Source organism: Woeseia sp. D3-10, assembly GCF_055809415.1.
This window is the reverse complement of record NZ_JBVVTW010000007.1, coordinates 2,637,720-2,651,760: the sequence shown is the minus strand read 5'-3', so window position 1 is coordinate 2,651,760 and position 14,041 is coordinate 2,637,720. Positions and strand designations below refer to the sequence as shown.

Here is a 14,041-nt window from a genome sequence, read left to right as displayed (position 1 = left end):
CTAGCCTGCAGCGCATGAGCAACCAAGCAGACACAGTACTGGCCGGGCGCAAGCTGCGTATCGAAGTGCCCGGTCGAACACTGGTCGACGGACTGGATTTCGAGTTGCGCGCAGGCGAGTTTCTCGCCGTACTCGGCCAGAACGGCGCCGGAAAGTCACTGACGCTGCACACGCTCGCCGGCTTGCGACGGCCCGGCACCGGCAGCGTTGAATTGCGGGGTCAGGCACTGCCCGACCTGACCCGCCAGACGATTGCGCGCCAGCTCGCGCTGCTGCCGCAACATTCGGACGATGCCTTTCCAGCCACGGTATTCGAAACGGTGTTGTCAGGCCGGCACCCGCACGTACCGCGCTGGCAATGGGAAAGTACCGTGGATCGCGACATCGCCAGTGATTGTCTGCGCCTTATGGACCTGCACAACCTGCACCACCGCGACATTGCGACTCTATCGGGTGGCGAGCGTCGCCGCGTTGCCGTTGCACAGGTGCTGGCACAGGCGCCGCACGTGTACTTACTCGACGAACCCAGCAATCACCTCGACCCGCAACACCAACTGGATGTATTGAATGTCTTCGCAGACCAGGCGGCCAGCGGCAAGACCGTCATTGCCAGTTTGCACGACGTTAATCTTGCCGCGCGCTATGCAACGTCCTGCCTGCTGTTATTCGGTGATGGTCGCTGGGAACTCGGGCCGGCCGACTCCATCCTCACCGCGACCGTACTCAGTGACTTGTACGCGACGCCCATGGAAGCCTTGCCGTGGCGCGATCGTCAGTTCTTTGTTGCTGCCGCCAACGAGCCACTACCTTAGTTCGTGGCCGCGCGATGCAGCGCTAGTCGACGTAACCGCGTAATCGTTGCAACAGCGGTTCGTGCAAGCCCGGGTTCGCCGCCAGCACCGAGCGAATCTCAAGCCCCGGTGTCGAGCCATTCAGATCGGTAAATACGCCACCAGCCTCAGTTACGATGACGGCTAAGGCCGCGACATCAAGGATGTTCACGTCTGATTCCACAACCGCTTCGATCTTGCCACTGGCCAGCAAATGGTAGTGGTAGAAATCGCCATAGCCGCGAATACGGTCCGCGCTCGCGACCACTTTGCCGAACTCACTCCAGCCCGGACTCGCGGCCAGCGACTTGAGATTGCCAGCCGATACGGCGGCCCGGTCAAGCTCATGAATATCGCTCACCTGCAAACGTTTACCGTTCAACCAGGCACCCTTGCCCCGTTCGGCATAGGCCAATTCGTCGAACATGGTGCCACTGGAAACGCCCAACACGAGCTCACCCTCGTGCATCAATGCAATCTGCGTTGAAAAAAACGGGTACTGGCGAACGAAGCCCTTCGTGCCATCGATCGGATCCACCAACCACAGATACGGGCTGTCTCTGCCAGTCGAACCGGTTTCCTCGCCGTAAAAACCGTGCGACGGAAATGCACCCAGAATAATCTCGCGGATTCGTTCCTCACATTCAACATCGGCCTGCGTCACCGGTGTCCGGTCCGCCTTGGTTTGCACTGTAAAATTGCCATTGAAATAGTGCCGGCTGATGGCGGCTGCGGCGCGCGCCGCTTCAAGTGCGACATCCAGTTCGCGTGATACCGCAGGCGTATTGCTTTCGTTCACTAACAGCTCCTCCTGAAAGGCGACACTATGGCGGCAGCGACTGGAAGACTCAAGCGCACGGAGGCCGTCAGTGCGCCATTCTGTCGGGTCCCGGCCTGCCGTTCCGGAGCACAACGCCGACCAGCAGGCGCTCACCTCATCGCAGGCTTGACACAGGTAAGCAGCAGCACCTAAGGTGCCGCGCTCATCAGGTGAACCCGGAATGGCATTGTTCCGGGTGAACGGGAAGCCGGTGCGGAATGTTTCATTCCCAGGCCGGCGCTGCCCCCGCAACGGTGATCGAGTTAATCCGCAGCCCCCGTCATTTATGACGGAGCCACTGTGAAACAGCGCTACTTGCGCCGGTTTCGCGGGAAGGCGCTGCGGACCGGCACTTGCCGCTCGTAAGCCCGGAGACCGGCCCGATGTACACGCGAACGGCGCGGCGGGCGACTGTTCGGGCGTGCCATCGGCATACGTCCCTGTTCCCCGCAGTTCCTTCGCTTTTCTTGTTACAGAAAACGCATGCGGGCGGCATGCAGGGGTTAGTTATGAACGTTCTCCAGGGTACTTTTCTGGCAGCTTTACTGTTGCCAACAATCTCGGTTGCCAACAACGACGACATCGTCGTTACCGGCACGCGAAGCGAGCGCGCTATCGAGGACTTGATTGTTCCCGTTGCCGTAATCAATCGTCAGCAAATCGAATTATCCGCAGCAAGCGACCTCGCCGAGTTGCTGCGTTTTGAAGCCGGCCTCGACATTGGCCGCAATGGCGGCCCGGGGCAACCCACGTCGGTGTTTCTGCGCGGCACTGAAAGCAACCACACTCTGCTGCTGATCGACGGCGTGCGCGCGAACCCCGGCACCATCGGCGGCGGCGCGTTTCAGAATATTTCACCCGAAGTTATTCAGCGCGTCGAAATAGTCAAAGGCGGACGTTCGTCGTTGTACGGTACCGATGCAATCGGCGGCGTTATCAACGTTATCACCCGACGCGCAGGCAGCGGCTATGCCGAAGCCGGTGCCGGCGGTGGCAGTTTCGGCACACGCAATGCGTACACCAGTTTCGCTGCCAGCGGCCAAAACGGCGAGTTTGGCGCGACTATCGACTGGCAGGACACCGATGGCTACGCGATCCGCACGGACAGTCCGATCGAACGCGGCTACGACAACCTCAGCGCCAGCTTTTACGGCAGTCATCGCTTCGGCAGTGCGACGCTTACGGCACGCCACTGGCGGGCTACGGGCAGCAGCGAATACCTGGACTTCTTCCTGACCCCACTGGATCAGGACTACCGCAACGAAACCAGCTCGCTGGAACTCTCAAACCCTCTGGGAGCAAACATCAGCAGCAAACTGCTGGTCAGCTACATGGTGGACGACATTGCGCAAAATCAGTCTCCTGATTTCGTTGTCTCAAAACGGCTGGGTGTCGACTGGCAGGTCTCGACGGTCGTCGCCAACCACAACCTGGCAGCCGGTTTGTATGCGACGAATGAATCGGCCGAAAGCCTGTCCTTCGGCAGCGGTTTCGACATGGACACGGACACCCGTGCCATATTCATCCACGACAGCATCGACGTTGGTCGGCACCGCGTTTTCCTTGCGGGACGCTTTACCGACCACGACACCTTTGGCGACGAGTTCACCTGGAATGCTGAGTACGCGCTCGATGTGAACGACAGGCTGACGCTGACGGCCGGCCTGGGCCATGCATTTCGTGCGCCGGATGCCACGGACCGTTTCGGTTTCGGCGGCAACGCTGATCTGCGCCCGGAAGTCGCAGACGAAGTGCAGCTCAGCGCGCGACTCGCCGTCAGCGAACGACACTCGTTGCACCTCGATCTGTACCAGAACGATATCGAAGACCTGATTGAATTTGACTTCACGTCGTTCACTTTGCAGAACATCAACAAAGCGGAATTGCGCGGCGCCCAACTTGGTTGGGCTTACACGGGCGAACAGTTTGATGCGCGCGTCGACCTCATCTCGCAAACCGCCGAGAACGCGGTCGATGGCAGTCGGCTATTGCGACGACCCGAACGCAATATGACCATCAACCTGCGCCGTCGCATCGGCGAGCACGCCCTCGGTTTGTCGTTGCTGGCCAGCGGTGATCGCGAAGACATTTCGTCGACGCTGCCCGGCTATATGCTGCTGAACGCCACCGGACAGTTTACAATCAGTCAGAACTGGCAGGCGAATCTCAAAATTGAGAACCTGCTCGACAAGCAATACCAGACCGCCGCGCCTTATCGCATGAGCGAACGTGGCGCTTTCGTTGAACTGAAGTATCGCTGGAAGTAGCTACCATGGGTCATCGTCTCAGCAAGATTTACACGCGCACGGGAGACGATGGCAGCACCGGTTTGGGCGACGGCAGCCGGGTCGAGAAAGACAGTTTGCGGGTTGAAGCTTACGGCACTGTCGACGAAGCGAATTGTACAATCGGTGTGGTACTCGCCCACGCCAGCGTCCCGGAATCGATAAGGTCGTGCCTGCTGGAAGTGCAGCACGACCTCTTCGACCTCGGCGGCGAACTCTGCATCCCAGGTCACAGCGCCATTGAGACCTCGTTCATCGAACGACTTGAGACTCAGCTGGACACTTTCAATGCAGACCTGCCGCGCCTTAAGGATTTCATACTCCCCGGCGGTGGTCCTGCAGCGGCAGCGTGTCACCTTGCACGCACAGTAGTGCGTCGTGCCGAGCGGCGCGTACGCAGCTTGCAACGTGAAGAAACGGTTCGCGCAGAAGTTCTGCATTACCTGAACCGCCTCTCCGACTTGCTGTTTGTCATCGCACGCCGACTGGCGCGCGAAGAGTCCGGTCAGGAAGTGATCTGGGATCGCAGCCGCTGAATCGCCGCCAGCAATTGCAATATGCTTTTGCAGCCAGTCAGAAGCGGGTTACCCCCTGCCCGTCGGTACACACCGTCTAATTGCCCGACAAACTGCAGTAAGCTTCGAACGGCTATGGCTGCGACGCTGCGCGCTGCTCACGGCCCTGTTGCAATCGCTGGCAAACCGCACGTCCCGCAGCGACCAGACGCGTGGTCGGGCGACCGATTTCGTCGGCCGGCAGCAGAAAATGATTGCCGTAGCGATTGGCACTCATCGAGGGCCAGCGCGCCCATACGGAGAAGGCATCGTTGCCATCAACATCGGCAGCCAACAGCACTTCCGGATCGCGTTCCAGTACAGCTTCTTCGGCGATCATCGGTGCGAGTTCGCCGAGGTCCTGGAAAATATTACGCCCGCCGCACAACTCGATAAGTTCGCTTGCATAGTGACTGCCATTGACGGTGTACAACGGTCGACTCGACACCTGGTAAAACACCCGAATCGCACTGGCAGCCACGTGGCCCGCCGCGAGTGTTCGCAAGTCACTCTGAAAGCTGTCAGCAACCCGTTCCGCTTCCCCGACGTGTCCCGTTAGTTCTCCGATACGACGTAACGCGCTGGCAACGTCTTGCAGCTTGCGCGTGCGTATCAATGCTACCCGGTAACCGCGCGTGCGAAACTCGTCGATAACGTGTGTGGGTGTGCCGCTTTCCCAGGCCAGCAGCAGGTCCGGGTTCAACAGCGCCAACTGTTCCAGGTCGATCATCAGCGCATCGCCAACGACCGGTAATGACTGCACGGCCGCCGGGTAATCGCTGTACGCGCTGACACCAACGAGCTGCTCGCCCGCACCCACGGCGTAAACCAGTTCGGCAAGATGAGGGGCAAGCGTGACGATGCGTCGCGCCGTGCCGCTATCGAGAGCAGGTGGGATTGCGGGCTTGCTGCATCCGACGACGAGCCAGAGTACGCAGAGCGCGATGATCCGGCGCACGCGCCTCAGACCATTGCGCCGTAAAGGGTCATGCCGGCGATGGCAACCGCCCACAGGAACAACAGGCGGAAAACCAGACTGTTAGCGGCCGCGGCGCCGCGAATGCCCCGCTCTTCTTCAGTCTCGTCGTCACTGTCAGGCAACGCCAGCGCCGCCCTACCGACACGCGCCAGTAACATTTCATTCTGCTCACCATTGCTGGCTGGCACTTGCTCCGGTGCTTGCCGCCACGCGTTCAGCGCGCCGTCGAAGCTGCCGGCAAGGGCGTAACCCAATGCGGTCAGTCGCGCCGGAATAAACGCGAGCCAACTGTGTAGGGTAGTTGCGGCAGCGGCAACCGCCTGCGGCGCATCGTTGTCCTGATCGTCTTCGGCATCCGGCATCGCGGCGCGATTGGCATTGAAGACCGCGCGGCGACGAATCAAATCGGTTACACGGTAGCCCCAGGCACCTGCCGGACCCAGCAACACGAACCAGAAGATGACAGCAAACAAGCGATTATTGGCCTGTACAAATACGGCTTCCTCGACTTTTTCCACACGCACCCAACTGTCCTCGGGGACGTCTTTCTCCAACAGGGCTTTGGCGGTAGTTCGCACTTGTTCAGCATCGCCAGACTCAATAGCTGAACAGTAGTCGTCGACCTCTTCGCCAATATCTTTCGGGCCTAAGGAAAAAAACAAGACGACAACCGCGAGCAACAAATACGGAAAGCCGAATAAAGTGTCACCGAGCAAATACGTGCAGAGGACGACGGGCAACATCAGCAGCACGGCCAGGAGCATTACCGGAATGATCGCGGGCCAGGTGCCAAACCGTTCAACCTGGGCATACCCACTGTCAATAACCCGATCGAGCCAGCGCAATTCACGGAGGTGAAAGAGCTGGGTCGCGAGTCGTTCGACCATCAGGCCGATAAGCAGTGCAATCAGTTTCATGACATTCCGGGCGTTACGCGATTCTGGCTAAGCGCATCATACAATCGCAGCCAGTCGAAAGCAGGGCCCGGGTCTTCTTTTCTGCCCGGTGCAATGTCGCAATGACCTGCAATCGAGCGCGCATCCAGTGCCGGGTAAACCTCACGCAAGGCGCTGATTATCGGCGCCAAATGCGCGTACTGCTGGTCGCTGTACGGCTCGTCATCACAACCCTCCAGCTCGATACCAATGGAATAATCATTGCAGCGTTCGCGGCCCCGGAATGACGACAATCCCGCATGCCAGGCCCGACGCGTGAAGGGCACGAACTGCATGAGCGTACCGTCCCGCCGCAACAGCAGGTGTGCAGATACATGCAATTCATGCACCTCTGCAAAGTAGTCGTGCTCGCGCGGATTCAGGCAGTTCATGAACAGTTGTTCGATGTACGGTCCGCCATACTGGCCGGGCGGCAGACTGATGCCGTGCAGGACCAACAGCTCCGGCTCGACGCCGGCTGGACGCGCATCCTGATTGGGGGAAAGGCACAGCGCAGCAGGCTGAATGATTCCTTCAACAGGATTGACGGTGTAACGGATAGTCATCGCGAATCTATTGGAGCGAACAAGCCGTCATCATAACCAGTACTCGGGTCTTTGACATCGAATACGGCTGGCGGCCTAATAACGCCGCCAGTAGCCGGAGTTACCTGCATGTCCTCGCCGCGCCTTTTCGTGGAATTACCGCTAGCCATCGATGCACAACTGAACATCACTGGCGATCAGGCGCGTTATGTCGGCCGGGTGTTGCGAGCACGACCCGGCGACGAAGTGACCCTGTTCAATGGCAATGGTGGCGAATACCCTGCGCGCATCGAGGCCATCAGCAAGACCCAGGTGCACGTCACGGTCCTGCGGTTCGCAAACGATGACCGGGAGTCACCTTTGCCTGTACGGCTGATTCAGGGGGTGTCGCGCGGGGACCGCATGGACACAGTCGTGCAAAAGGCCACCGAACTCGGTGTGCAACGTATCTCGCCGTTGCTGACAGAGTTTTCGGTTGTACGTCTTGACGCGGAGCGCGCCGACAAACGCACTCGTCACTGGGAAGCCGTTACCCGCAGCGCCTGTGAACAATGCGGCCGCAACCGGCCACCACAAATAGACCCGCCATGCCGCATCGACACTTTAGTTGCGGAAAACGACGCGACGGTAACGCGACTGGTCCTGTTACCGGACGCTAAACAAAGCCTGCATGCACTGACAATGCAGCCGACGGCTGTCGAACTGCTGATTGGTCCTGAAGGCGGCTTAAGCGCAATCGAACAGGAACGTGCACTCGATGCGGGATACCTCGCCGTGTCGATGGGGCCGCGCATCATGCGTACTGAAACCGCCGCTATCGCGGCGATTGCGCTCGTGCAATCTCGCTGGGGCGACCTTGCCTGAACAGGCAGGTGCTCAGGCGTCAGGCTGATCCTGACAAATCATGAGTTCCAGCTGTTCCAGGTGCGGGATCAACGGGTACTCGTTAATCATTTTGACGCGGCATAACACCGGCGCGTCGCTGGTCCAGTCGTCCGACTTATCGAGCTTCAGGACTTCGCGATTGACCCGCACCAGCTGCGGAAAACCCTGCGTCAGAATACCGAAGTAGCCGGCACGCAATCGACCCGTGCTGGCATAGAAAACCACTATTCGCGTGCGCCCGGTAACCGCTGGTAATTCCCTGCCAATCGCACCTTCAAAAGACACTACCGGCAACGCGCGGCCACTCCAGTTGACGGTACCGAGTAACCACGATTCGCTGCCAGGCAAGTGATCCGGTTCTGAATAGCGCACGACTTCAGCGACACAAGCACGCGGCACAATCAGACGGTCCTCAGTCAACGGCACGAGCAAGCTGTACAGCTCTTCGGTTGCCGCACTCATCGGAAACTCATCCCGCGTTCGTCGAGCAGCCGCGCTATGGCATCCAGCAACTGAGCATCCTGATAGGGCTTGCTCAGATAATCATTGACGCCAATTTCTATCGCGCGGGCGCGATGCTTGTCGCCCGAGCGGGACGTAATCATGATTATCGGCACATCGGATACCCGTTCATCGTTGCGCACGTGGGTCGCAAATTCGTAGCCATCCATACGCGGCATTTCTATGTCGAGCAGAATGATGTTCGGCGTCGCGTCACGCAATACACTGATCGCATCCATGCCGTCTTTTGCGGTGATCACCCGCAATCCGTTGCGGGTCAGGAACCGCTCCATGACCCGGCGCACGGTAATTGAGTCATCAACAACCAGCGCCAATGGCCGTTCGTCTGCCGGTAACGGTGACGCACTCTTGACCTCGACAATTGGCATGCCCGTGCGGACCAGCGCATTGATATCAAGGATCAGAACAATACGACCATCGCCAAGAATGGTCGCACCGGAAATGCCACGCACACTGGATAGCTGCGGACCGAGCGACTTGACGACAATTTCCTGGCTCGCCAGCATCTGGTCTGTCAATAACGCGACAGCCTGATCGCCGGAACGCACCAGGATGACCGGCACAAAGCTGTCATCCTCGGGAAGCGACGCGGCCTGACCGCCGAGGAACATGCCCAGATGGCGGAAGTGGTAGCTTTGTTCGCCGTACTCGTACACCGGCTCTGGCTGGTTCAGCATCGCTTGCAGTTGCGAACGGCCGATCCGGGCAACACCTTCTACCGTCGGCAGAGGTAACGCGTAAACCTCATCCCCTGTGCGCACCACCAACGCCTGGGTAATGGCCAGCGTAAACGGCAGGCGTATCGTAAAGTTTGTGCCCTGTCCGATCACCGAGGAAATTTGTAGCGAGCCGCCGAGCTGTTTGACCTCGTTGGCCACCACGTCCATACCGACGCCGCGACCGGCAGACTGAGTCACCGCGCTGGCAGTACTGAACCCCGGCGTCAGAATAAGTTGCATGATCTCTGCGTCAGACACTTTGCTGTCGGCACGCAACAACTCGCGCTCGAACGCCTTGCGTCGTATCGCATCGACGTTCAGGCCCGCGCCGTCGTCAGAGACATCAATCACCATTTCCGCACCTTCGCGGTGCAGACGGATGGTGATCCGGCCGTTGGCAGGCTTACCTGCCGCCTGACGTTGTTCCGGTGACTCAATACCGTGAATAACCGCATTGCGCATCATGTGTTCGAACGGCGGCAGCATTTTTTCCAGCACCTGACGATCCAGTTCGCCGGATGCTCCCTCCACGGCCAGTTCCGCACGCTTGCCCACTTCGGTTGCCGCCTGGCGAACGAGACGTGTTAATCGTGGTACGTGGCGTTCGAACGGCACCATGCGGGTGCGCATCAAACCGTCCTGCAATTCAGCGGTTACCCGCGATTGCTGAACGAGCAACGTCTCCGCTTCTGATGTCTGGTTTTGCAACAGGTCTTTGAGGCTGGCCATGTCACTCGCGGATTCGGCGAGAGCTCGGGACAGCTGCTGGATATTGGAATAACGATCCATTTCCAGCGGATCGAAATCTTTCGCCACCAGCGTGTCCTGATGACGATGCATGATCTGGGCTTCGGTTTCGATTTCCAGGTTGCGCAGCTGTTCGCGCAGTCGTGTGACGGTTTGCTCGAGCTCCTCGACGTGGAACTCAATGGTGTTGATCTGCTGACTCAGACGCGAATGGTAGATACTGATTTCACCGGCGGCGTTAAGCAGATCCTCCAGCAATTCAGCGTCGATACGCGCCGTTTCCTGACGCTGCTCACCGCGACCACCGGCCCGGCGGCTACTGGTCTCGTCGATCGGCTCGACACGCATCATTCGACGCGCACTCAGCTCGTCGGTGACCGTGCCCGGTTCGTCGGCCGCGTCCGCTGCTTCACGATCAGCCGCAGTTTCAACGTCATCCAACAACGCCGCTTCGTCGCCTGCTTCCGTTGCTGGTGGCGCGTCGTGTTCGGTAGTCGGTGCCGAAGGCTCGTCGACTATTGGCTGTTCTGAAGACTCAACTGGTTCTTCCGGTTCGATTGACTCAACTGGTTCTTCCGGCTCGACAGGTGCTGGCGGCTCTTCCGGTTGCGTCTGATTGGACGCCGTACCGTCGGTCGCGCCGCTGGCGTCGAACGGCTGGGCCACCTGGTCTTCGGGTTCCGCAGCCTCCATGTCCGCCCATTCGGGCTCGATCGTAATGTCGACCGACTCCAGTGGACCGCCCGCCAACTGGTCGAACGGCGGGAATTCTTCATCGGACGACGAACCGACCTCGGCAAAGTCGTCGAGCCCGGTAATGCCGTCATCCGTTAGTGCAGGCAATTCTGCTGACGCGTCGGGGTCGCCGACTATCGTCATGCTGATGTTCTCGCCTGGCTCCGTCGAGAACTCGGAAGGCGCCGTGCTGCCTGTATCCAGGCCGTCGTCAGAAAGGTCGATGATGGCGCTGTCGCCACCCAGAGTCACAGCCCGAATACGTCCTTCGAGCGTTCGGGCCGATTTCACCGTAAGCCCGGCAATAACATTGTCCCGCATGCGATGCAGTTCATCGATGCTTTGCTGCAACAAGCCGTCGATATCTTCTGTCGGTTGCACCCGGCCATCGTCAATGCCGATCAACAGGGTTTCGAGCTCGTGACTCAGATTGCCCATGGCGCTGATACCGGCCATACGCGCGCCGCCTTTCAACGTGTGCAAATGCCGCTTGAGCTCTTCCACCTGCTGGCGGGCGCTGCGATCCTTGCTCCAGGAAGCCAGCGCACGATCCGCGGCCTCCAGTAATTCCGCCGCTTCTTCAGAGAAAATGGCTGCAATTTCCGCGTCGTAGTCGCTGTCGTCCGACTCCGCTGCCGGCGGCTCCGCTGGTTCGTCCGGTACGAGGCTCGGCACGACCGCATCGCTGGTCTCAGAGGCGGGCGATTCATCTGCCGTAGCCTCGTCCGCGCCGGCTTCAGCTTCTTCCGCTGGCTCGACCTGCACGGTCAGTGCAACCAGTTGCTCGATCAGGTCAGCGTAGTCCTTGCGTTCACGGCCGGTCTGATTGATATCGGCAACGATCGTCTCGATAGCGACGGCCGCCTGTTCCAGCACCGCAAGGCCCGTATTGTCGATGCCTACCTGATAATCGTAAATCCGGCGTACGAATCGATTGAGTGCGCCCGCAACGGCCACTCCGCGATCCACGTTCGCCATGTTCGCACTGCCGTGCAGGGTATGGCAGGAACGGTGTAATTTGTCGGTGACCTGGAACGGTGGCCGGTGTCCGTCGCACGAAGCGATGAACTCGCGGATGGCTTGCAGGTGCCCTGCCGTTTCCTTGGAAAAAATATCCAGCAGGACCGGGTCCATTTCCAGTGCATCCGCTTCTTTCGCTGGTTTCGCTTCGGTCGGCGCGATAGTCAGGACGGCCGCATTCGGATCACCGTCCGCAAACGCATTCGCACGCGCCATCATCAGCGCAATATCGGACGCAGGCTCAATCCCCACTTCGAGTTGCTCAACAAGTTCGGGCACGATATCCGCGGCTGACGCAATAAAGTTCGTCATGGGCGGAGTACGTGCCAGTGTTCTGTTGATCAAACGGTTCAGCAGATTCTCGATGCTCCAGCAATACTCGCCGATGCGTTCCGCCCCTACCATGCGACCACTGCCCTTGAGCGTATGGAACGATCGCCTGACAGTAATCAGCGTTTCCATGTCTTCCGGGTGCTCGACCCAGTGCGGCAGATTGCGCTTGATCGTCGCAACCTCTTCTTTAGCCTCTTCGATGAACAGTTCGAGCAATTCCGGATCGAGATGCTCGGCATCGCCGGCCACGACAGGCGCTTCTTCGATTACCGACGTGGACATGTGACGCGCCGCATCCGGCGTTGCTCGTCCCGCAGGGGCTACACCCGATTCTGAGGTCACGGGACTGTTCGACCGCAAGCGCTGTTCCATGCCGTCCAGCACCGCCAGACAAGTCTCGGCATTGTCGAGCATGTACCAAGGATCCTTGCGGCCGGCCTTCACCGTTTCCATGTAGTACTCAATGCTGACGATCGCGTCAGCAAGGCGATCCGTTTCTTTTTGCCCAAGACGTTGCGGACCGTCGCCGGACAATGCCAGGCTGATCAGGTCGGCGATGCGTTCGAACACGCTCATCGCACGCGTCTTGTTCAGCATCAGCAAACCAGCTTTGATGCCGCGCAACAATGCCGGCACGCTGTCTACGCCGTGTGAATCGCCATCGCCCGCCATGCTCTGACTGAACGTTTCTTTAATTCGAGCAAGGTTGATAATGCTCTCGCGCATTACAGCTTCCGCAACCTGCTTGTAGTCGCTGTCTTCACTGCGATTACCGTCAGACCCGTCACTGTCCCTTTCGTCCGGGTGCTGTCCCTGCGGAGCTATAAGGCGAATCAGTTGTTGATCCAGTCGGTCTTCAACGCGCAATAGCGTTGATGCAATTTCCAAAACGGTAGCTTCGCTGGCATTGCCGCTTTCGCGCACGACCGACTTGAGCCTGTCGACTTCAGATTCTATGTTGCCGCGTAGTTCACCCAGTCCGAGCACACCAAGCGTGTCGCTGATCTTCTTCAACAGATCAAGCTGTGGCACAAGCTCGGAGGATTTCTGCATGCCGGTGCGAACATAGATATCGAGCACGTCTTTTACGCGCCCAAGATCTTCTTTGATCGCCGCGCCAACCGTCTGCATTAGCTTGACGCTCGGCGCTGACAAACTTTCGCGTGCGTGCGCCACCTGCTCGTCGCCGGGCAACAATTCCGCCAAATTGAATGCAGCGCGAATCTCGCTGATTCGTGGCCCGGCGTTGCCGGAACGCGCCACGTAGTAAAGCAAATTGTTCTGCAGATCCGTAACTGCCTGATCCTGGAAAATCTGCGGACCTTCATCGATCAGCCGCTTCATCTGCCGATCGGCCTGGCCGAGCAGACGTTTCACCGCGACGGATACGTCGAGTCCGCCGTTACCCAGTGACTCCAGCACTCCACCAAGGATCCACCACAGCTGGTGCATGTCGTCCCGGGTTGCGGCCGATTCGAGTTTCGCGGCCACATCGGAGAGCGTCTTCAGGTGCTTTTTGGCATCGCCACCTTTGATCAGGCCCAGCAACGCCAGCTGAAAGCGCGGCCGCAAACGAGCCGCCAGTGTTGCCGGGTCTTCGCCGCTGACTTCGCGCTTTGCCTGCTCTTTGCTGCCGGACGATGGCGACAAATTCAGCAGTAGCAACGTACCTTCGGACAGCAGCGGCTGACCGCGCACGGCGCGCAGATCGTTCAGCAAGGGCAACAGCACGAGCGCGATATCGCGGCCGCCACCGAGCAATCGCTCGATATACGCCGGCAACTGCACCATGGCACGGGTAAGTGCATCCATACCCTCGTCGCGCCCAGGGCCGCCGGCGAGTTTAACGAGGTGGGTACAAACACCTTCCATCTCTTCGGTGAGCAATGCCGCACCGTAGGATTCGGTCATCCGCAAAGCGCCGCGAACCTGGTGCAGCAACGTGCTGGCACGTACCAGCGCCGAATTCCCGCCGCGACCGTCAACGCACTCCTCGAGTGCGAGGTGCGCTCCACGGATCGTTTCCATCAACTCGTGACTAACGAGCGCAAGCGAGCGAGCCGTCGTCGTAGCGCCGCTGCTGACTTGTTTTTCGATTTCGGTTTGCCCGCTCATTGTTCCCGTCTCTGCGG

10 protein-coding genes and 1 riboswitch are annotated in these 14,041 nt (G+C 59.3%); of the genes, 4 read left to right on the top strand and 6 right to left on the bottom strand.

Annotated elements, in window-relative coordinates; genetic code table 11:
- Nucleotides 1–14: 14 nt before the first annotated feature.
- Nucleotides 15–812: an ABC transporter ATP-binding protein gene (locus tag AC0L8N_RS12195; RefSeq protein ID WP_473667963.1), complete on the top strand. Its 798-nt coding sequence runs from the start codon at nucleotides 15–17 to the stop codon at nucleotides 810–812.
- Between the two features lie 22 nt (nucleotides 813–834).
- On the opposite strand, the gene AC0L8N_RS12190 is transcribed toward AC0L8N_RS12195, so the two are convergent.
- Complete coding sequence (locus AC0L8N_RS12190) at nucleotides 835–1,629, bottom strand: inositol monophosphatase family protein (RefSeq protein ID WP_473667962.1); 795 nt, start codon at nucleotides 1,627–1,629, stop codon at nucleotides 835–837.
- A 172-nt stretch (nucleotides 1,630–1,801) separates the two neighbouring features.
- Nucleotides 1,802–2,048: riboswitch (cobalamin riboswitch) on the top strand.
- A gap of 111 nt (nucleotides 2,049–2,159) precedes the next feature.
- Here AC0L8N_RS12190 and AC0L8N_RS12185 point away from each other — a divergent pair.
- Both AC0L8N_RS12185 and AC0L8N_RS12180 read left to right on the top strand, forming a co-directional pair.
- A complete protein-coding gene (locus AC0L8N_RS12185) occupies nucleotides 2,160–3,917 on the top strand; it encodes a TonB-dependent receptor domain-containing protein (RefSeq protein ID WP_473667961.1) in 1,758 nt (585 codons plus the stop codon).
- Between the two features lie 5 nt (nucleotides 3,918–3,922).
- A complete protein-coding gene (locus tag AC0L8N_RS12180) occupies nucleotides 3,923–4,471 on the top strand; it encodes a cob(I)yrinic acid a,c-diamide adenosyltransferase (RefSeq protein ID WP_473667960.1) in 549 nt (182 codons plus the stop codon).
- 112 nt (nucleotides 4,472–4,583) lie between these two features.
- On the opposite strand, the gene AC0L8N_RS12175 is transcribed toward AC0L8N_RS12180, so the two are convergent.
- Genes AC0L8N_RS12175 through ampD form a run of 3 tightly spaced genes read right to left on the bottom strand, consistent with a single transcriptional unit; the run spans nucleotide 4,584 to nucleotide 6,969 of the window.
- Complete coding sequence (locus AC0L8N_RS12175) at nucleotides 4,584–5,447, bottom strand: helical backbone metal receptor (RefSeq protein WP_473667959.1); 864 nt, start codon at nucleotides 5,445–5,447, stop codon at nucleotides 4,584–4,586.
- A gap of 5 nt (nucleotides 5,448–5,452) precedes the next feature.
- Entirely contained in the window at nucleotides 5,453–6,385 is a 933-nt protein-coding gene (ampE, locus tag AC0L8N_RS12170) for a regulatory signaling modulator protein AmpE (RefSeq protein ID WP_473667958.1), read from the bottom strand.
- Complete coding sequence (ampD, locus tag AC0L8N_RS12165) at nucleotides 6,382–6,969, bottom strand: 1,6-anhydro-N-acetylmuramyl-L-alanine amidase AmpD (protein ID WP_473667957.1); 588 nt, start codon at nucleotides 6,967–6,969, stop codon at nucleotides 6,382–6,384. The genes ampE and ampD overlap by 4 nt, the downstream gene beginning before the upstream one ends.
- Before the next feature lie 108 nt (nucleotides 6,970–7,077).
- On the opposite strand from ampD, the gene AC0L8N_RS12160 reads away from it, so the two are divergent.
- Nucleotides 7,078–7,812, top strand: coding sequence for a 16S rRNA (uracil(1498)-N(3))-methyltransferase (locus AC0L8N_RS12160; protein WP_473667956.1), 735 nt, complete (start codon nucleotides 7,078–7,080; stop codon nucleotides 7,810–7,812).
- 12 nt (nucleotides 7,813–7,824) lie between these two features.
- Here the strand turns inward: AC0L8N_RS12160 and AC0L8N_RS12155 are convergent, their stop codons facing one another.
- Nucleotides 7,825–8,295 carry a chemotaxis protein CheW gene (locus AC0L8N_RS12155; protein ID WP_473667955.1) on the bottom strand — a complete coding sequence of 157 codons (471 nt, stop codon included), beginning with the start codon at nucleotides 8,293–8,295 and terminating at the stop codon, nucleotides 7,825–7,827.
- Entirely contained in the window at nucleotides 8,292–14,024 is a 5,733-nt protein-coding gene (locus AC0L8N_RS12150; protein ID WP_473667954.1) for a hybrid sensor histidine kinase/response regulator, read from the bottom strand. Before AC0L8N_RS12150 ends, AC0L8N_RS12155 begins: the two co-directional genes overlap by 4 nt.
- Nucleotides 14,025–14,041 lie beyond the last annotated feature (17 nt).